The organism is Piscinibacter gummiphilus, assembly GCF_002116905.1.
GTDB lineage: Bacteria > Pseudomonadota > Gammaproteobacteria > Burkholderiales > Burkholderiaceae_C > Rhizobacter > Rhizobacter gummiphilus.
The window spans coordinates 1,331,810-1,348,700 of sequence record NZ_CP015118.1; the positions used below are offsets into that span (position 1 = coordinate 1,331,810).

Here is a 16,891-nt window from a genome sequence, read left to right on the forward strand (position 1 = left end):
GGATTCTCCGGGCGGGGGCTCGGGCCCTAACCTGAAGCTGCCCGGGTCGTCCGGGCTTGCTGGAACAGGAGCCCGTGATGCACAAACCTCTGGTGCGAGTCCTGGTGGTCACCGACGATTGGACGGGTGTGGTCAACGGCGGGTTCCTGCCATGGACCACGCAGCCCGCGTCGGACGCCACCGGGCCCGACTCGCGGGAATTCCACCTCGGCGAATTCCTGCACGTGCTGACGAGCACGGCCTGGGTCGGCTTCGACGTCGAGATCACGAAGGCCCACCGCACGGCGGCGGGCGCGGGTCCCGCGGCGCAGGTGAAGGCCGATCGCGGCGCCGACGTCGTGAACTTCCGGTTCGGGCAGCCCTTCACCGTGGGCGGCCAGGCGCGTCAACTCGCCGACTACGACATGGTGCTGCTGTTCGCCATCCAGGCCGGCGACCCCGATGCCGCGCTCGCGCCCGAGGCGGAGGCCATCGCTCAGTACATGGAGGCGGGCGGCGGGTTCTTCGCCACGGGTGATCACGCGAACCTCGGCGCGCCGCTGTGCGGGCTGATCCCGCGCGTGCGCAGCATGCGTCGCTGGTGGGGCGGCACCGGCCCGGCGGGGCAGCCCGCGGCACCGTCGCCCGTGGGCGCGAACCGCCACGACACCACGCAGCCCGGGCCCGACGGCATCACCCAGTTCGAGGACCAGTCCGACGAGGTCGGGCAGCCGATCCACGAGACGCGTTACGGAGCGGGGCTCGGCGTGCGGCAGGGCTACATCGCGAAGAAGTCGTTGCCGCACCCGCTGCTGTGTTCGCCGGCGGGCACCGTGCGTGTGCTGCCCGACCACATGCACGAGGGCACGTGCGAGGTGCCGTCGAACCTGGCGAGCACCTTTTCGCTGGCCGGCGCCACGGTGCGCGAGTACCCCGACTACACCGCCTCGGGCCAGCCGCTCGCGCCGGAGGTCGTGGCCACGGGGCACGTTCGCCTGAACACCACGTCGCCGGCGCTCGACACCGACGCCCACGTGGGCGGGACCGACCCCACCAACGACATCACCTTCGGCGTGATCGGTGCCTGGGACGGCCACCGCGTGGGCAGGGGCCGCGTGGTGGTGGACTCGACGTGGCACCACTTCTTCAACATCAACCTGACGGGCGACCGCTACCTCGAGGACGAAGGGCTCGGGTCCCAGCACACGCAGAAGCTGCACGGCTTCTACGTGCCCGACGGTGCGGGCGGGCGCAAGCCGAGCCCCGACTACGTGATGATCCAGTGGTACTTCCGGAACATCGTCTACTGGCTCATACCGGCGAACCGGCACGAGTCGATCTGGTGGAGCACGCTGATCGACGTGGTCCGGCGGCCGCGGCTCGTCGAGGAGCTCGGGCACATCGACCAGGCGAAGACCCTCACGCTCGAACACTTCCACTACTTCGGCCAGCTGGCCGAGGACTACCTGACGCAGGCGCGTGGCGCCTGCGCGACCTACACGATCAAGCGCGTCCTCTACAAGTCGAAGATTCCGTGGTGGGAGTGGATCCAGGAGTTCGTCGACGTGTGGGACCCGGTCGAGAAGCTGCGCCACCCGGACCGTTTCGGTGACCTGCGCCGCGACCTGATCGCCGGGGCGCTCGGTGCCGGGCCGCAGCCGGAGGCGCTGGGCAAGGTGGCCCTGGGGGCCGCGCTGGTGTCGGCGGCCTGGGCCCGACGCAAGGCCGGCTCCGAGCCGCGCTCCGAGGCGCTGGTGGCCGCCGCGGCCGACCTCTTCCCCGAGGTGGCCGCGCATGGCTCGGCGCTGTTCGCGCAGCAGCTCAAGCACGGCGCCGCGGCGTCGAAGCGCCTGCTGGAGGTGGTGAATGGTGGCGCGAAGGCCCGCGTCTAGTCCGCGGCGGCGGGGAAGGCGGGCAGCTTGTCGATGTCGCGCCGGTCGTGCTGGATCACCACCCTGGCCTTCACGTTGGCCACGAGCTTCTTCACCCGGTCCAGCGATGAGAGGGTCTCCGCCCGGCTCGTGTTGAAGCTCGGCACGCCGTTGGTGTCGTAGTTCTCGTGGAAGTGGGCGAGGTCGCCGGTGACCAGCACGTTGCCGGTGTTCTTCAGCTTCACGAGCAGGCTGTGGTGGCCCGGCGTGTGGCCGGGGGTCGAGAGCATCAGCACGGTGCCGTCGCCGAACACGTCCTTGTCGAGCGGCACCGGTTCCACCTTGCCGCCGCCGCTGATCCAGTGCGTGAACGCGGCCTTGTTGGCGTTGGACGGGGGATTGGGCCCCGTCAGCACGTCCCAGTCGCCCTTGCCGATCAGCAGCAGCGATTGCGGGAACGAGGCCACCTGGCCCGTGTGGTCGGGGTGGTAGTGGCTGATGCCGACGACCTTGACCTGCTCGGGCTTCACGTTCAGCTGGGCGAGTTGGTCGACGATGCTCGTCCTGGGGGCCACGGCGCCGGCGGTCATCGCGTGGCCGCTGTCCCACAGCATGTAGTCGGCGCCGTGGCGGATCAGGTAGCAGCTGAAGACCGACTGGATCTTCAGGCCCGCGTGGTCGAACGTGTCGGAGAAGCGCCCCACGTCCATGGGGGCCGCGCTCGTGCCGCAGTCGAGGCGGGTGAGGGTCACGTCGGCGCTGGCCTGGGCGAGCGCCGTGGGGGCCGTGCAGGCCGCGGCGCTGGCGCCGAGGACCAGCGAGATGAAGGTGTTCCGCATCGCTGTCTCCCATGGGGGGCGGCCCGACGCGGTCCGCCAGCGGCGGAGACTACTACACCGCTTCCAGCAACGTGGCGATGCCCTGGCCGCCGCCGATGCATTGGGTCGCGAGCGCGTAGCGCCCGCCTTCGCGGCGCAGCAGCTGCGCGGCCTTCGCGGTGATGCGCGCGCCGGTGGCGCCGAGCGGGTGGCCGATCGAGAGGCCGCCGCCGTCGAGGTTGACCTTCTCGCGCGGGATCTCCAGCTCGCGCAGGCAGGCCACGGCCTGGCTGCCGAAGGCCTCGTTGATCTCGACGACGTCGAGGTCGGCCACGGTGAGGCCGGCGCGGGCCAGCACCTTGCGGGTGGCCGGCACCGGGCCCATGCCCATGATCTCGGGTGGGCAGCCGGCCACGGCGGTCGCGCGGATGCGGGCGAGGATCGTCAGGCCGTGGCGGCGGGCGTAGTCCTCCGAGCACACGAGGGCCGCGGCGGCGCCGTCGGTCAGCGGCGACGACGTGCCGGCGGTCACCGAGCCGTCGGGCCGGAACGCGGGCTTGAGGCCGGCGAGGCCTTCGAGGCTGGTGGTGGGGCGGATGCAGCCGTCCTGCTCGACCCAGCCGTCGGGTGTCTGCACGCGGGCGATCTCGTCCACCAGCCGGCCGGCGGCCTGGGCGGCGGCGGCCTTGCGGTGCGACTCCAGCGCGAGCCGCTCCTGGTCGGCGCGGGCCACGTGGAACTTCGACGCGACGTTTTCGGCGGTCTCGCCCATCGTCGCGTACACCTGCGGCCACTCGGCCTGGAGCTTCGGGTTCGGGGACGCGCGGGTCTCGGCCTGCGGCACGCGGGTCATCGACTCCACGCCCGCGCAGATGAACACCTCGCCCGCGCCGATGGCGATCTGGCCGGCGGCGATGTGGATGGCCGTCATCGACGAGCCGCAGAAGCGGTTCACGGTGGTGGCCGCCACCGTCTGCGGCAGTCCGGCGAGGAACACGACGCCGCGCGCCATGTTGCCGCCCTGCTCGAACTCGGGGTAGGCGCAGCCGAGGATCAGGTCCTCGATGTCGGCGGGGTTCACGCCCGAGCGTTCGACGAGGGCCCGCACGGCCGTGGCCGCGAGGTCGTCGGGACGGATGCCGACCAGCGCACCCTTGCGCGCGAAGTGGAACGGGGTGCGGGCGTAGCCGGCGATCACGGCAGAGGTCATGGCGGGTCTCCTGGTGGTTTGGATGATGGATATCATACAAAGATCGCACGATCGTGCGCTGTCTCCGAGGTGCCAGGCAGGGCTTGCGCCGAAGGCTTAGACTGGCCGGCTGCATGAATCCAGACGCCGCCACCCTCTGGCGAGCGCCCCGTTGGGCCCTCGCCGTCCTGCTCGCCTGCCTCGGCATGCTCGGGCCGTTTTCCATCGACACCTACCTGCCGGCCTTCACGGGCATCGCGCAGTCGATCGGTGCCTCGCCGGTGGAGATGCAGCAGACGCTGTCGGCCTACCTGTTCGGTTTCGCGGTGATGAACCTGTTCCACGGGGCGCTGTCGGACAGCTTCGGCCGCCGCCCGGTGGTGTTGTGGGGCGTGGCCCTGTTCACGGTGGCCTCGGCGGGGTGTGCGCTGGCCGACAGCATCGGGGCGCTCGTCTTCTGGCGCGCGGTGCAGGGCATCTCCGCGGGGGCGGGCATCGTGGTGTCGCGCGCGGTGATCCGCGACATGTTTCCGCCCGCCGACGCCCAGCGCGTGATGGCGCAGGTCACCATCTACTTCGGCGTGGCGCCGGCCATCGCGCCCATGGTGGGTGGCTTCCTGTTCGTGCACGCGAACTGGCATGCGATCTTCTGGTTCCTGACCGCCGTGGGTGTGGTGCTGTGGGTGTCGAACTGGCGGCTGCTGCCGGAGACGCTGCACGTGGGCCATCGGCAGCCGTTCAACGTGCGGCACCTGCTGCGCGGGTACTGGCAGCTCGGTTCCGACCCGCGGTTCCTCGCGCTCACGCTCGCGAGCGGCATCCCGTTCAACGGCATGTTCCTGTACGTGCTGTCGGCACCGGTGTTCCTCGGCGAACACCTGGGGCTCGCGCCGGGGCAGTTCTTCTGGTTCTTCTGCCTCTCCATCACCGGCATCATGTGCGGCGCATGGATGTCGGGCCGGCGCGCCGGCGTGATGAAGCCGCGCCACCAGATCCGCGCGGGCTTCCTGATCATGTTCTGCATCGCCGTGCTGAACCTGCTGCTCAACCTCGCGTTCCCGGCCAGGGCCTGGTGGGCGATGTTCCCGGTGGCCATCTTCTCGTTCGGCTGGGCGCTGATGGTGCCGGTGGTCACGCTGCTGGTGCTCGACCTCGTGCCCGAGCGGCGCGGCATGGCGTCGTCGTTCCAGGCGTTCGTGGGCAGCCTGGCCAACGGTCTGGTGGCCGGGGTGGTGGCGCCGCTCGCGATGCATTCCACCGTGGCGCTCGCGTCCACGTCGCTGGGCATGCTGAGCGTGGGCCTCGTGGCCTGGCTGTGGGTGAAGCGGAAGGTGACTTAGGTCCGGTGACTTAGGTCCGGTGGAATCCGCGGCCGTTCCGGTACAACCGGCCGGTGCGCTCAAGGGACGGGTCCGGTCTGCCGATATCGCGGTGGGGGCCCGCCGTGTGTCCTGGGCGCCCCATGGAGAAACCGATGTCCGTTCCGTTCCGCCGGCTGCCGGCGCTGCTGCTGTCGACCGGCCTGTTGTGCGCCGTGCCCTTCGCCCACGCCGTGGACACGGGCATCAAGACATCGCCCGGCAAGCCCGCCCAGTTCAAGAACCCGGTCCCCGGGCGTGAAGCCACGCCGGGTGACCTGTCGCGCCAGAAGGGCGCCGGCATGGCCTCGGGCTCCGAAGATCCGATGGACCGGCTGCGCGAGCGGCTGTCCGAGAAGCTTGGCACCCGCGTGGCATCCGACAGCAATGCCGACGTGGTGCGGGTCGCCGTGGTGTCGCCCGACGCCCCGGGCGCGCGCCGCAGCCCGTCGAGTGGCGGCGCTGGCGGTCGCAAGCCTGCCGGTGCGCCGAAGTCCACCGCGTGGTCCTACGAGGGTGACACCGGCCCCGACCACTGGTCGCGCCTGCGTCCCGAGTACGCGCTGTGCGGCAAGGGCTCGCGCCAGAGCCCCATCGACATCCGCGACGGCATCGGCGTGGTGCTCGACCCCATCGGCTTCGAATACCAGTCCAGCGGTTTCTCGGTGATCGACACCGGGCGCACCGTGCAGGTCAACGTGGGCACTGGCAACAGCATCGAGGTGATGGGGCGGCGCTACGTGCTCGAACGGATGGAGTTCCGCCGCCCGGCCGAGGAGCGCATCAACGGCCGGGTGTTCGACATGGGCGTCCACCTGATCCACAAGGACGCCGAGGGCCGCATCGCCGTCGTGGCGGTGCTGCTCGACCGCGGCGCCGAGCAACCGGTGATCCAGACCGTCTGGAACAACCTGCCACTGGAGCGCGGCGAGGAACTGCCGGCGCGCACCGGCATCGACCTGTCCGCGCTGCTGCCGTCCGACCGCCGCTACTACACCTACATGGGCTCCATGACCACGCCGCCGTGCAAGGAGGGGGTGCTGTGGATGGTGATGAAGAGCCCGGTGGCGGTGTCGTCCGACCAGCTGGCCATCTTCAGCCGGCTGTACCCGATGAACGCCCGGCCGGTTCAGGACGTCGCCGACCGCCTCATCAAGGGACCGCGCTGAGCCGATTGCACCGATCGGGTGCTGGGTGGGGCTGAATCTGCGCCAAACGAGTGCGATCCGGGGTGCGCCAGCGCGCCCCAACAAGGCACAGATTATGCTTTCCGATGGTGCTTTTTTGCGCCACATCACCAACATCGTGCATTGATCGCCGGTGAGGGGCGCGTTGTCCCCCTCTCAGGAACCCACGATGGAGCAACTCAAACAAGGCACCGACGCGCTGTTCATCCTGCTCGGCGCCATTCTGGTGCTGGCGATGCACGCGGGCTTCGCGTTCCTCGAACTCGGCACGGTCCGCAAGAAGAACCAGGTCAATGCGCTGGTGAAGATCCTGGTGGACTTCAGCGTGTCGACCCTCGCGTACTTCCTCGTCGGCTACACCGTGGCCTACGGCGTGCAGTTCTTCAGCGGCGCCGAGACGCTCGCGCAGCGCAACGGCTACGACCTGGTCAAGTTCTTCTTCCTGCTGACCTTCGCGGCGGCCATCCCCGCGATCATCTCGGGCGGCATCGCCGAGCGGGCGAAGTTCCATCCGCAGCTGATCGCCACCGCGATCATCGTGGGCCTCGTCTACCCGTTCTTCGAAGGCCTCGTGTGGAACGGCAACCATGGCTTCCAGGGCTGGATCAAGTCCGTCGCGGGCGCCGAGTTCCACGACTTCGCCGGGTCGGTGGTGGTGCACGCCGTGGGCGGGTGGCTGGCGCTGCCGGCCGTGCTGCTGCTGGGCGCGCGCAGCAACCGCTACCGCAAGGACGGTGCGGTGTCGGCCCACCCGCCGTCGAGCATCCCGTTCCTCGCGCTGGGCGCCTGGGTGCTGGCGGTGGGCTGGTTCGGGTTCAACGTGATGAGCGCGCAGACCATCGACAAGATCTCGGGCCTCGTCGCCGTCAACTCGCTGATGGCGATGGTGGGCGGCACGCTGGTGGCGGTGCTGCTGGGCCGCAACGACCCCGGCTTCGCGTACAACGGCCCGCTGGCCGGCCTGGTGGCGGTGTGCGCGGGCTCGGACCTGATGCACCCGGTGGGCGCGCTGGCGGCCGGCGGTGTGGCCGGAGCCATCTTCGTCGTGATGTTCACCTGGACCCAGAACAAGTGGAAGATCGACGACGTGCTGGGCGTGTGGCCGCTGCACGGCCTGTGCGGCGCCTGGGGCGGCATCGCGGCCGGCATCTTCGGCGGCACGGCACTGGGTGGCCGGGGCGGCGTGAGCTTCCTCTCGCAGCTGATCGGCACCGTCACGGGCGTGGCCTGGGCGCTGGCCACCGGGTTCGCGGTCTACGGCCTGCTGAAGGTCGTGATGGGCCTGCGGCTCACGCAGGAAGAGGAATACGAGGGCGCCGACCTCACGGTACACCGCATCACGGCCACGCCGGAGCGCGAGGTCAACTGGTGAGTCAGGCCGCCCGGCGCACCTGGTACCCCTCCGCCTCGCGGCGCTTGGCCGCGTAGCGCGCCAGCAGCGCGTCGGCCGGCTGGCCCGCATCGTCGCCCAGCAGGGCGCCGCGCGCCGCCAGCAGGGCGTGGTTTGCCCGCAGTGCGTCGAGCAGCCAGTCGACCCGGCGCAGCGTATTGGGCGTGCAGGTCTGGCCGTGCAGATCGTCCTCGAGGTCGATGGTGTGCGAGCGCCAACCCTCGCACAGCCACAGGGCCCGCAGGTCTCCGGCCAATCCGGCCTGCCAGGTGGCGGTGATGGCGTCGAGCCAGCCGAGCACGGTGGTGGTGGCGCCGTCGACCGCCAGTTCCTCGCGCAGACGGTGGTACGTGGCGAGCGCGATCGTCTTCTCCCGGCGGAACGCTTCCAGGGCCTCGGCCTCCGGCAGGTCGAGCCAGGCGCCGAACGCGTGGCGCGACTCGATGCGTTCGGCGAGGTGGCACTGCGGCGCGGCCGAGCCGTCGCCCGCGCTGTTGAACTGGCACAGCGGGTCGAAGCGGTACATGTAGCCGAAGTCGAAGAGCCACACCTGGCGGCCGTCGTCCATCAGGTTGCCGGGGCAGAAGTCCCATTCGAAGAAGCCGGCGCGCACCAGTTCGCGGCCCGTGTCGAACACCTGGCGCAGCCGGCGCTCGTCCCAGGTGCGCAGCAGTTCGCCGTCGATCCACGGCGACACGATGATCCCGTGGCGCAGGCTGCCGTACACCGTGTCCACGATGCCGGCGAACCGCGCCCGGCCGCCGGGCTGCGCCTTCAGCGCCGCGAGTTCGGCGCGGCGCTGCAGCTCGTTCAGGAACGAGGTCTGACCGTCCGGGCCCTGGACGAGGCACGGCGTGCGCGCCCGCTTCACCGCCCAGTCCCGACCGCTGGCATGAACCTTGTAGACGACCGCCGTGAGGCCGCCGTCGAACACCGCCCGCACGGCGGGGTGGTGCCCGTCGAGCGTGCGCAGCTCCTCGACGGGCAGCGGGCACTCGCGGGCATCGCCCACCTCCACGTCGCGGCCGGAGGCCACGAAATCGAGCTGGGATCGGCGGCGTTCTGATTCGATCAAGATGTCCATGGGCGCATTCTGCCCCGAGGTCTCCAGAACGCGCAAACACCGCATGGACATTGGGCGGATCGCCCCGTGCTGGTGCCGAAAGGCTGGCACAGGCGTTGCATGTATACAAGAAGGTGTCCAAACCCGGCGCCCCAGCAAACGCACACAGGAGTGAAAGATGGCACGGCACGTTTTCGATCGGCGGGAGGTTCTCAAGGGCGCAGTCGGGGCCTCGCTGGCCCTCGGCGGGCTGGGCGCGGCGCGCGCCCAGGCGCCCGTCTCCGTGGGCTTCATCTACGTGGGCCCGAAGGACGACTACGGCTACAACCAGGCGCAGGCCGAGGCCGCCGCCCTGGTGAAGAAGATGCCCGGCGTGAAGATCGTCGAGGAGGAGAACGTGCCCGAGACCAACGCCGTGCAGAAGGCGATGCAGGGCATGATCTCGCAGGACGGTGCGTCGCTGCTGTTCCCCACCTCGTACGGCTACTTCGACCCGCACACCCTCGCCGTCGCCGGCAAGAACCCCAACGTGCGCTTCGCCCACTGCGGCGGCCTGTGGACCGAAGGAAAGCACCCGAAGAACACGGGCAGCTACTTCGGCTACATCGACGAGTGCCAGTACCTCAACGGCGTCGTGGCCGGCCACATGACCAAGAGCAAGAAGCTCGGGTTCATCGCCGCCAAGCCGATCCCGCAGGTGCTGCGCAACATCAACGCGTTCACGATGGGTGCACGCTCCGTCGACCCGTCCATCACCACCACGGTGATCTTCACGGGCGACTGGTCCATGCCGGTCAAGGAAGCCGAGGCCACCAACGGCCTGGCCGACCAGGGCGTGGACGTCTTCACGATGCACGTGGACGGCCCGAAGGTCATCGTCGAGACCGCGGCCAAGCGCGGCAAGATGGTGTGCGGCTACCACGCGAGCCAGGCCAAGCTGGCCCCGAACGCCTACCTCACCGGTGCCGAGTGGAACTGGATCACCGCGTACACCACGATGATCGACGCCGCCCGCAGCGGCAAGCCGCACCCGAACTTCGTGCGCGGCGGCCTGAAGGAAGGTTTCGTGAAGCCGTCGGCCTACGGCCCCACGGTGTCTGCGCCGGCACGCAAGCAAGCCGACGAGATGAAGGCCAAGATGATCGCCGGCACCTTCGACATCTTCACCGGCCCGGTCAAGGACAACACGGGCAAGGTCGTCGTGCCCGCGGGCAAGGCGTACAAGCAGACCGACATCGCGCTCGAGGGCATGAACTACCTCGTCGAAGGCGTGGTGGGCAAGGTCTGACCGAAGGGACGCCACCATGGCCCTGTCGCCCTCCCAGCGCAACGCCATCGATTCGGTGGTGCTGCCCATCGCCGCGATGGCCGGCGCGCTGCTGCTGTTCGGCCTCTTCATCTGGTTTGGCGGAAAGAGCCCGGTGGAGGCCTGGACGCTGCTCTTCAAGGGCGCGTTCGGCGACTGGTTCTCCTGGCAGAACACCCTGCAGCGCGCCGCGCCGCTGATGCTCACGGCGCTGTGCGTGGCGATCCCCGCGCGCGCAGGCCTCGTCGTGATCGGTGGCGAGGGCGCGCTGGTGCTGGGCGGCCTCGCGTGCGCCGCGGTGCCGTACGCGTTCACGCTGCCCGACAACGGCGTGGGCACGGCCATCGTGCTCGCCGCCGCCGCGGTGGCGGGCGCGGCCTGGGTGGCGCTTGCCGGCGTGCTGCGCCAGTACCGCGGCGTCAACGAGACCATCAGCAGCCTGCTGCTCTCGTACACCGCGGTGTCGCTGTTCAAGCACGCGGTGGAGGGCCCGATGCGCGACCCGGCCAGCCTCAACAAGCCGTCCACGCTGTCGCTCAGCGAGGGCATCCGCATCGGCACCATCGCCGGCTCCGACATCCACTGGGGCCTCGTCTTCGGCATCGCCGCGTGCCTGCTGCTCGGCACCTGGCTCTTCTTCACCGCATCCGGCTTCGCCACCCGCGTGGTGGGCGGCAACGTGCGCGCCGCGCTGATCGTGGGCCTGCCGGGCCACCGCATCGTGATCGCTGCCTGCGCCGTGGGTGGCGCGTGTGCCGGTCTCGCCGGCGGCATCGAGGTCGCGGCCGTGCACACGAACGCCAACGCCTCGCTGATCGCGGGGCTCGGCTACACCGGCATCCTCGTCGCGTTCGTCGCGCGGCAGAACCCGTGGGCCGTGATTCCCGTCGCGATCCTGTTCGGCGGCTTCGGCGCGGCGGGCAGCCTGCTGCAGCGGCGCATGGACGTGCCCGACGCGTCGGTGATGGTGCTGCAGGGCTTCGCGTTCCTGCTGATCCTCGCGAGCGAGGCGCTCCGTGGCCGTTCGTGGTTCCCGAAGCGGCCTGTCGTGCCCAAGGTGGCGCCCAACACCGTGATCAAGGCCAACGCATGACCGCCGACCTCGTCTTCAATGTCTTGATCGCCGTGCTCGGCGGCGCGATCCGGGTGGGCACGCCGTTCCTGATGGTGAGCCTCGGCGAGTGCCTCACCGAAAAGGCCGGGCGCATCAACCTGGGCCTCGAAGGGGTGCTGGTGCTGTCGGCCATGGCCGGCTTCGGCGGTGCGTACCTCACCGGCAACGTGTGGGCCGGCGTGCTGATCGCCGGCTGCAGCGGTGCGCTGCTCGCGCTGCTGCACGGGCTCGTGTGTTCGCTGCCGCGCGTGAATGACGTGGCCACCGGCATCGCGCTGATGCTGCTCGGCAGCGGCCTCGCGTTCTACCTCGGCAAGCCGCTGATCCAGCCGCAGGCGCCGCAGATCCCGCCGCTGCCGCTCGGCGACTGGAGTTCGTCCGCCCAGGTGCGCTCGGCGCTGCAGGTCAACGCGCTGTTCCCGATCGGCGTGGCCATCGCCGCGCTGATGGCGTGGGGCTTCCGCTCGACCCGCATCGGCCTCGTGCTGCGCATGGCGGGCGACTCCACCGACGCCACGCGGGCGCTCGGGTATTCCGTCAACACGATCCGCACGGCCGCCACGGTGGCCGGCGGGTTCATCGCGGGGCTGGGCGGCGCCTCGCTGTCGCTGTACTACCCCGGCAGCTGGAACGAGGGCCTGTCGAGTGGGCAGGGCCTGATCGCGGTGGCCCTCGTGATCTTCGCGCGCTGGAACCCGTGGCGCTGCCTGTGGGCCGCGCTGCTGTTCGGCGGCGCCGGTGCACTCGGACCGGCGCTGCAGTCGGTCGGGATCAGCAGCGGCTACTACCTTTTCAATGCGGTGCCGTACGTGCTGACGCTGGCGATCCTGGTGTGGACCTGCTCCCCCTCGCGCAGCGTCAAGGGCATGCCGGCCGAACTGGGCGTGACACGGTGACAAGGAGCAGTGCATGAGTGGCCTCGGGGGATTGAACAAGTCGAAGCAGGGCGTGGTGGTGGGCCTCGTGCAGCTGCAGCTGCCGTCGGTGAAGACGAAGGCCGACCTCACGGCGCAGACGGCGCGCGTGTGCGAACTCGTGGGCAAGGCCCGGCGCAACCAGGGCACGATGGACCTCGTCGTGTTCCCCGAGTACGCGCTGCACGGCCTGTCGATGGACACTTCGCCGGAGATCATGTGCGCGCTCGACGGCCCCGAGGTGACCGCGCTGCGCGACGCCTGCCGCGAGTACCGCATCTGGGGCTGTTTCTCGATCATGGAGGCGAACCCGCACGGCAACCCGTACAACAGCGGTCTGATCGTCGACGACACCGGCCACATCCGCCTGTACTACCGCAAGCTGCACCCATGGGTGCCGGTGGAGCCGTGGGAGCCCGGCAACGTGGGCGTGCCGGTGTGCGACGGCCCGAACGGCAGCAAGCTCGCGCTGATCATCTGCCACGACGGCATGTTCCCCGAGATGGCGCGCGAGGCCGCCTACAAGGGCGCCGAGATCATCCTGCGCACCGCCGGCTACACCGCGCCCATCCGCCACGCGTGGAAGGTGACGAACCAGGCCAACGCGTTCTGCAACCTCGCGTACACCGCCAGCGTGTGCCTGTGCGGCAGCGACGGCACCTTCGACTCGATGGGCGAGGGCATGTTCTGCAGCTTCGACGGCACCGTGATGGTCGAGGGCGGCGGCCGACCCGACGAGATCATCACGTGCGAGCTGCGGCCCGACCTCGTGCGCGAGGCTCGCCAGGGCTGGGGCGTCGAGAACAACATCTACCAGCTCTACCACCGCGGCTACGTCGCCGTGAAAGGTGGCGCCCAGGACTGCCCGTACACCTTCATGAAGGACATGGCCGCCGGCCGCTACCGCCTGCCATGGTCCGTCGACGTGACCGACGGCACCTCGTGCGGCTTCGATGCGCCCACGCGCGCGTACGCCGGTCCGCAGGCCCACCCCCTCGTCCCCGACTCGCGCAAGGCCGACTGACATGGAACGCTACATCGCCGCCGAACCGTACCGCTGGCCGTTCGACGGCCGGATGTCCCCGCAGGACACGGCCCTGGTCATCATCGACATGCAGGTCGACTTCTGCGGCCCGGGAGGGTACGTCGACAAGATGGGCTACGACATCTCGCTGACCCGTGCGCCCATCGAGCCGCTGAAGCGCCTGCTCGCCGCGATGCGCGCGAAGGGCTACCCCGTCATCCACACGCGCGAAGGCCACAAGCCCGACCTCTCGGACCTGCCGGCCAACAAGCGCTGGCGCTCGCGACAGATCGGCACGAACGGCATCGGCATCGGTGACGTGGGGCCGTGCGGCCGCATCCTGACGATCGGCGAGCCGGGCTGGGAGATCATCCCGGAACTGGCCCCGCTGCCCGGCGAACCGGTGATCGACAAACCCGGCAAGGGCTCGTTCTACGCGACCAACTTCGAGTTGGTGCTGAAGACGCTGGGCATCCGCAACCTGATCCTCACCGGCATCACGACGGACGTGTGCGTGCACACGACGATGCGCGACGCGAACGACCGCGGCTACGAATGCCTGATCGTCTCCGACTGCACCGCCGCCACCGACGCGGGCAACCACGCGGCGGCGCTGAAGATGGTGACGATGCAGGGCGGGGTGTTCGGCGCGGTGTCGGATGCCGCCTCGATCATCGAGGGTCTCGCATGACGGCCCCGCTCGACCCGGTGCCGCGCCCCACCGGTGCGCTGGCGCTCGACACGTTCGAGCTGACCAAACGCTTCGGTGCGTTCACCGCGCTCGACGGCGTCTCGCTGCACGTGCGGCCGGGCACGGTGCACGCGCTGCTGGGTGAAAACGGCGCCGGCAAGAGCACGCTGGTGAAGTGTGTGGTGGGCTACCAGCGCGCCGAACACGGCGCCGTGCTGATCGACGGCCGCGAGCGCGACATCTCGACGCCCGTGGTCGCGCGCGAGCTGGGCATCGGCATGGTGTACCAGCACTTCACCGTGGTGCCCGGCATGACCGTGGCCGAGAACCTGCTGCTCGCGCGCGGCAAGCTGCCCGCGGTGATCGACTGGAAGGCGGTGCGTGCCGAACTCACGGCCTTCCTCGCCACCACGCCGTTCCGCCTCGACCTCGACGCCACCCCGCAGGACCTGTCGGCCGGGCAGAAGCAGAAGCTCGAGATCCTGAAGCAGCTGCTGCTGAAGCCGCGCCTGCTGATCCTCGACGAACCCACGTCGGTGCTGACGCCGCAGGAGGCCGACGAGGTGCTGGGCCTGCTGCGCGACCGCGCGCACGCGGGCGAGTGCAGCATCGTGATGATCACGCACAAGTTCCGCGAGGTCAGCGCCTACGCCGACGACGTGAGCGTGTTGCGCAAGGGCCGGCTCGTGGCCGCGCATCGCGTGGCCGAGACCGATCCGCAGCAGCTGGCCGTCGAGATGGTGGGCGGGGCCGACGAGGCCCGCACCGAGTTCGCGCCCCCCGAGCGATCGGGCAAGCCCCGCGGCGCGCCGCGCCTGCGGGTGACGTCGCTCGTGGTCGACGGCGACCGGGGCGAACGGGCCGTCGACGGTCTCGACATCGCGGTGCACGCCGGCGAGATCGTCGGCATCGCCGGCGTGTCCGGCAACGGGCAGCGCGAGTTCGCCGAATCGCTCGTGGGCCAGCGCCGGCGCGTGTCGGGCGAGGTGTGGGTGGGCGAGGAGCGCTTCCGCGCCACCCGCGCCCAGAACCAGCGCCTGAAGGTGCGCAGCCTGCCCGAGGAGCCGCTGCGCAACGCGTGCGTGGGCGAGATGAGCGTGGCCGCGAACATCGGCCTGCGGCGCTTCGACGAGGCGCCGGTGGTGCGCGCGGGCTGGCTGCGCGGCCGCTTCCTGCGCGAGCGCGCCCGCGCGCTGATCCACACCTTCGGCGTCAAGACGCAGGGCGAGCAGGCCCCCATCCGGTCGTTGAGCGGCGGCAACGTGCAGCGCGCGGTGCTGGCGCGTGAGCTGAGCGACGATGCCGACGTGCTGATCGTCTCGAACCCGGTGTTCGGCCTCGACTTCGCTGCCGTCGCCGAGATCCACCAGCGGCTGATGGACGTGCGCAACCGTGGCGGGGCCGTGCTGCTGATCAGCGAGGACCTCGACGAGCTGATGACCCTGTCCGACCGCATCGCCGTGATGAGCGAGGGGCGCGTGGTGCACGAGACCGATGCCGTGACGGCCGACCGCAACGCGCTGGGCGCGTTCATGGGTGGCACGGCGCATTGAACAACGACTGGAACGACCCGATGATCACGATCCCCGCGCAGCCGGACCCCTTCCGCTTCGACCCGCGCCGCACCGCGCTCGTGATGATCGACATGCAGCGCGACTTCATCGAACCCGGCGGCTTCGGCGCCACGCTGGGCAACGACGTGTCGCTGCTGGCGCCCGTGGTGGACGCCGCGGCCGCCCTCGTGGCGTGGTGCCGCGCGTTGGGCATCTGGGTCATCCACACGAAGGAATGCCACCGCCCCGACCTGTCGGACTGCCCGCCCGCCAAGCTGCGCCGTGGCAAGCCGTCGCTGCGCATCGGCGACCCGGGTGTGATGGGCCGCATCCTGATCGACGGGGAACCGGGCGCGGACTTCGTGCCGGCGCTGGCCCCCGCACCAGGGGACCTCGTGATCGCGAAACCGGGCAAGGGCGCCTTCTACGCGACGGTGCTGGAGGACGAGTTGAAGGCCCGCCACATCACGCACCTGATCTTCGGTGGCGTGACCACCGAGGTGTGCGTGCAGACGACGATGCGCGAGGCCAACGATCGGGGCTTCGAGTGCGCGATCGTCGAGGAGGCCACGGGCTCCTACTTCCCCGAGTTCAAGGACTCGGCGTTGGCGATGATCCGGGCGCAGGGCGGCATCGTGGGGTGGACGATGAAGCTGGCGGACATGCCGTGACGGCGGTCACCCCGGCAGACGCCGGGGCCCACCGTCACGCCGGTGCGTCACGGCCGCAGTGGATCCCGGCGTTCGCCGGGATGACCGCGCTCCCGGGCGGTCACTTGTAGTACCCGACCGCACACACCTGGTCACCCACCTTGGTGACGTAGCTCACCTTCGGCGACGGCGCCGAAGCGCCCGGCTTCGGCCACACGTATTCCACCTCGCTGATCTCGCCTTCCTTGGCCGAGTCGTACAGGCGCGTGCCGACGGGTTCGCCGTCGCTGCCCTTCAGGTCCTTCATGCTCTTGCCCGTGAGCGTGGGGTGGGCGGTGAACGTGCCGTCGGCGCCGCCGCAGAACGGGTACAGGTCGCGGTCGCGGAAGCCGTTCTCGCCCTTGGTGAACTGGCTGAGGGCCTTGGCCTTGTCGGCCTTCAGGGCGACGACGGCCTTCTGGAGCATCGACTTCGCCTCGGCGGCGGAGCCCTGTGCCGCCGCGAAGGCGGCACTGGAACCCAGCGTGACGGCGGCGGCGGCAAATGCGGAAACCATCCAGGTATTCTTCATGGGATATTCCTTGTCTCGATTTATTGATAGGGATTCGGCAGCCGTGTTTCGGAAATGATCGTGTCGGGAAATTTCCTTTGAATTCAGTGACTTGCAGGCTCGTGACCCTCACCGAACGGCGCTGCGGATCCTACGGGTGAAACTCGCGCTGCGGCGCAGCATTTGCCCTGGGAAACAACTGAAACCCTGCGACACCAAACCCCGTCCGCTAGG

15 protein-coding genes are annotated in these 16,891 nt (G+C 69.9%); 11 read left to right on the forward strand and 4 right to left on the reverse strand.

Going from position 1 to position 16,891, the window contains the following annotated elements:
• Positions 1-77: 77 nt before the first annotated feature.
• Positions 78-1,871 (forward strand): hypothetical protein, encoded by a 1,794-nt coding sequence (locus A4W93_RS06055; protein WP_085749759.1) that lies wholly within the window; start codon positions 78-80, stop codon positions 1,869-1,871.
• Here the strand turns inward: A4W93_RS06055 and A4W93_RS06060 are convergent.
• Complete coding sequence (locus A4W93_RS06060) at positions 1,868-2,689, reverse strand: N-acyl homoserine lactonase family protein (RefSeq protein ID WP_085749760.1); 822 nt, start codon at positions 2,687-2,689, stop codon at positions 1,868-1,870. The two genes, A4W93_RS06055 and A4W93_RS06060, sit on opposite strands and share 4 nt — an antisense overlap.
• 52 nt (positions 2,690-2,741) lie before the next feature.
• The gene (locus A4W93_RS06065; protein WP_085749761.1) at positions 2,742-3,878 is read right to left on the reverse strand and encodes a thiolase family protein; all 1,137 of its coding nucleotides are present in this window, start codon (positions 3,876-3,878) and stop codon (positions 2,742-2,744) included.
• A 113-nt stretch (positions 3,879-3,991) separates the two neighbouring features.
• Between A4W93_RS06065 and A4W93_RS06070 the strand changes: the two genes are divergently transcribed.
• The 3 genes from A4W93_RS06070 (at position 3,992) to A4W93_RS06080 (ending at position 7,774) form a co-directional block, all read left to right on the forward strand.
• Positions 3,992-5,197 (forward strand): multidrug effflux MFS transporter, encoded by a 1,206-nt coding sequence (locus A4W93_RS06070; protein WP_085749762.1) that lies wholly within the window; start codon positions 3,992-3,994, stop codon positions 5,195-5,197.
• Between the two features lie 134 nt (positions 5,198-5,331).
• Entirely contained in the window at positions 5,332-6,384 is a 1,053-nt protein-coding gene (locus A4W93_RS06075; RefSeq protein ID WP_237357707.1) for a carbonic anhydrase, read from the forward strand.
• A 187-nt stretch (positions 6,385-6,571) separates the two neighbouring features.
• The gene (locus A4W93_RS06080) at positions 6,572-7,774 is read left to right on the forward strand and encodes an ammonium transporter (protein WP_085749764.1); all 1,203 of its coding nucleotides are present in this window, start codon (positions 6,572-6,574) and stop codon (positions 7,772-7,774) included.
• A 1-nt stretch (position 7,775) separates the two neighbouring features.
• Here A4W93_RS06080 and A4W93_RS06085 read toward each other — a convergent pair whose 3' ends face one another.
• Positions 7,776-8,876 carry a protein kinase family protein gene (locus A4W93_RS06085; protein ID WP_085749765.1) on the reverse strand — a complete coding sequence of 367 codons (1,101 nt, stop codon included), beginning with the start codon at positions 8,874-8,876 and terminating at the stop codon, positions 7,776-7,778.
• Between the two features lie 157 nt (positions 8,877-9,033).
• Here A4W93_RS06085 and A4W93_RS06090 point away from each other — a divergent pair, with 157 nt between their 5' ends.
• Genes A4W93_RS06090 through A4W93_RS06120 form a run of 7 tightly spaced genes read left to right on the forward strand, consistent with a single transcriptional unit; the run spans position 9,034 to position 16,128 of the window.
• Entirely contained in the window at positions 9,034-10,143 is a 1,110-nt protein-coding gene (locus A4W93_RS06090) for a BMP family ABC transporter substrate-binding protein (protein ID WP_085749766.1), read from the forward strand.
• 16 nt (positions 10,144-10,159) lie between these two features.
• On the forward strand, positions 10,160-11,254 hold the full coding sequence (locus A4W93_RS06095) for an ABC transporter permease (RefSeq protein ID WP_085749767.1): 1,095 nt from the start codon (positions 10,160-10,162) through the stop codon (positions 11,252-11,254).
• Positions 11,251-12,171 carry an ABC transporter permease gene (locus tag A4W93_RS06100; RefSeq protein ID WP_085749768.1) on the forward strand — a complete coding sequence of 307 codons (921 nt, stop codon included), beginning with the start codon at positions 11,251-11,253 and terminating at the stop codon, positions 12,169-12,171. The genes A4W93_RS06095 and A4W93_RS06100 overlap by 4 nt, the downstream gene beginning before the upstream one ends.
• A 13-nt stretch (positions 12,172-12,184) precedes the next feature.
• Positions 12,185-13,213, forward strand: a complete 1,029-nt coding sequence (locus tag A4W93_RS06105) for a formamidase (RefSeq protein ID WP_085749769.1) — start codon at positions 12,185-12,187, stop codon at positions 13,211-13,213.
• Position 13,214: 1 nt separating this feature from the next.
• Positions 13,215-13,904, forward strand: coding sequence for a biuret amidohydrolase (gene biuH, locus A4W93_RS06110; protein WP_085749770.1), 690 nt, complete (start codon positions 13,215-13,217; stop codon positions 13,902-13,904).
• Positions 13,901-15,457 (forward strand): ABC transporter ATP-binding protein, encoded by a 1,557-nt coding sequence (locus A4W93_RS06115; protein ID WP_085749771.1) that lies wholly within the window; start codon positions 13,901-13,903, stop codon positions 15,455-15,457. Before biuH ends, A4W93_RS06115 begins: the two co-directional genes overlap by 4 nt.
• A gap of 20 nt (positions 15,458-15,477) precedes the next feature.
• Positions 15,478-16,128: a cysteine hydrolase family protein gene (locus A4W93_RS06120; protein ID WP_085749772.1), complete on the forward strand. Its 651-nt coding sequence runs from the start codon at positions 15,478-15,480 to the stop codon at positions 16,126-16,128.
• Positions 16,129-16,228: 100 nt separating this feature from the next.
• On the opposite strand, the gene A4W93_RS06125 is transcribed toward A4W93_RS06120, so the two are convergent.
• Positions 16,229-16,663 (reverse strand): cache domain-containing protein, encoded by a 435-nt coding sequence (locus A4W93_RS06125; protein ID WP_099960033.1) that lies wholly within the window; start codon positions 16,661-16,663, stop codon positions 16,229-16,231.
• Positions 16,664-16,891: the final 228 nt, after the last annotated feature.

Coding starts and splice junctions, on each gene's coding strand:
- A4W93_RS06055 (WP_085749759.1), top strand. CDS start 78: ATGCACAAACCTCTGGTGCGAGTCCTGGTGGTCACCGACGATTGGACG.
- A4W93_RS06060 (WP_085749760.1), bottom strand. CDS start 2,689: ATGCGGAACACCTTCATCTCGCTGGTCCTCGGCGCCAGCGCCGCGGCC.
- A4W93_RS06065 (WP_085749761.1), bottom strand. CDS start 3,878: ATGACCTCTGCCGTGATCGCCGGCTACGCCCGCACCCCGTTCCACTTC.
- A4W93_RS06070 (WP_085749762.1), top strand. CDS start 3,992: ATGAATCCAGACGCCGCCACCCTCTGGCGAGCGCCCCGTTGGGCCCTC.
- A4W93_RS06075 (WP_237357707.1), top strand. CDS start 5,332: ATGTCCGTTCCGTTCCGCCGGCTGCCGGCGCTGCTGCTGTCGACCGGC.
- A4W93_RS06080 (WP_085749764.1), top strand. CDS start 6,572: ATGGAGCAACTCAAACAAGGCACCGACGCGCTGTTCATCCTGCTCGGC.
- A4W93_RS06085 (WP_085749765.1), bottom strand. CDS start 8,876: ATGGACATCTTGATCGAATCAGAACGCCGCCGATCCCAGCTCGATTTC.
- A4W93_RS06090 (WP_085749766.1), top strand. CDS start 9,034: ATGGCACGGCACGTTTTCGATCGGCGGGAGGTTCTCAAGGGCGCAGTC.
- A4W93_RS06095 (WP_085749767.1), top strand. CDS start 10,160: ATGGCCCTGTCGCCCTCCCAGCGCAACGCCATCGATTCGGTGGTGCTG.
- A4W93_RS06100 (WP_085749768.1), top strand. CDS start 11,251: ATGACCGCCGACCTCGTCTTCAATGTCTTGATCGCCGTGCTCGGCGGC.
- A4W93_RS06105 (WP_085749769.1), top strand. CDS start 12,185: ATGAGTGGCCTCGGGGGATTGAACAAGTCGAAGCAGGGCGTGGTGGTG.
- biuH (WP_085749770.1), top strand. CDS start 13,215: ATGGAACGCTACATCGCCGCCGAACCGTACCGCTGGCCGTTCGACGGC.
- A4W93_RS06115 (WP_085749771.1), top strand. CDS start 13,901: ATGACGGCCCCGCTCGACCCGGTGCCGCGCCCCACCGGTGCGCTGGCG.
- A4W93_RS06120 (WP_085749772.1), top strand. CDS start 15,478: ATGATCACGATCCCCGCGCAGCCGGACCCCTTCCGCTTCGACCCGCGC.
- A4W93_RS06125 (WP_099960033.1), bottom strand. CDS start 16,663: ATGGTTTCCGCATTTGCCGCCGCCGCCGTCACGCTGGGTTCCAGTGCC.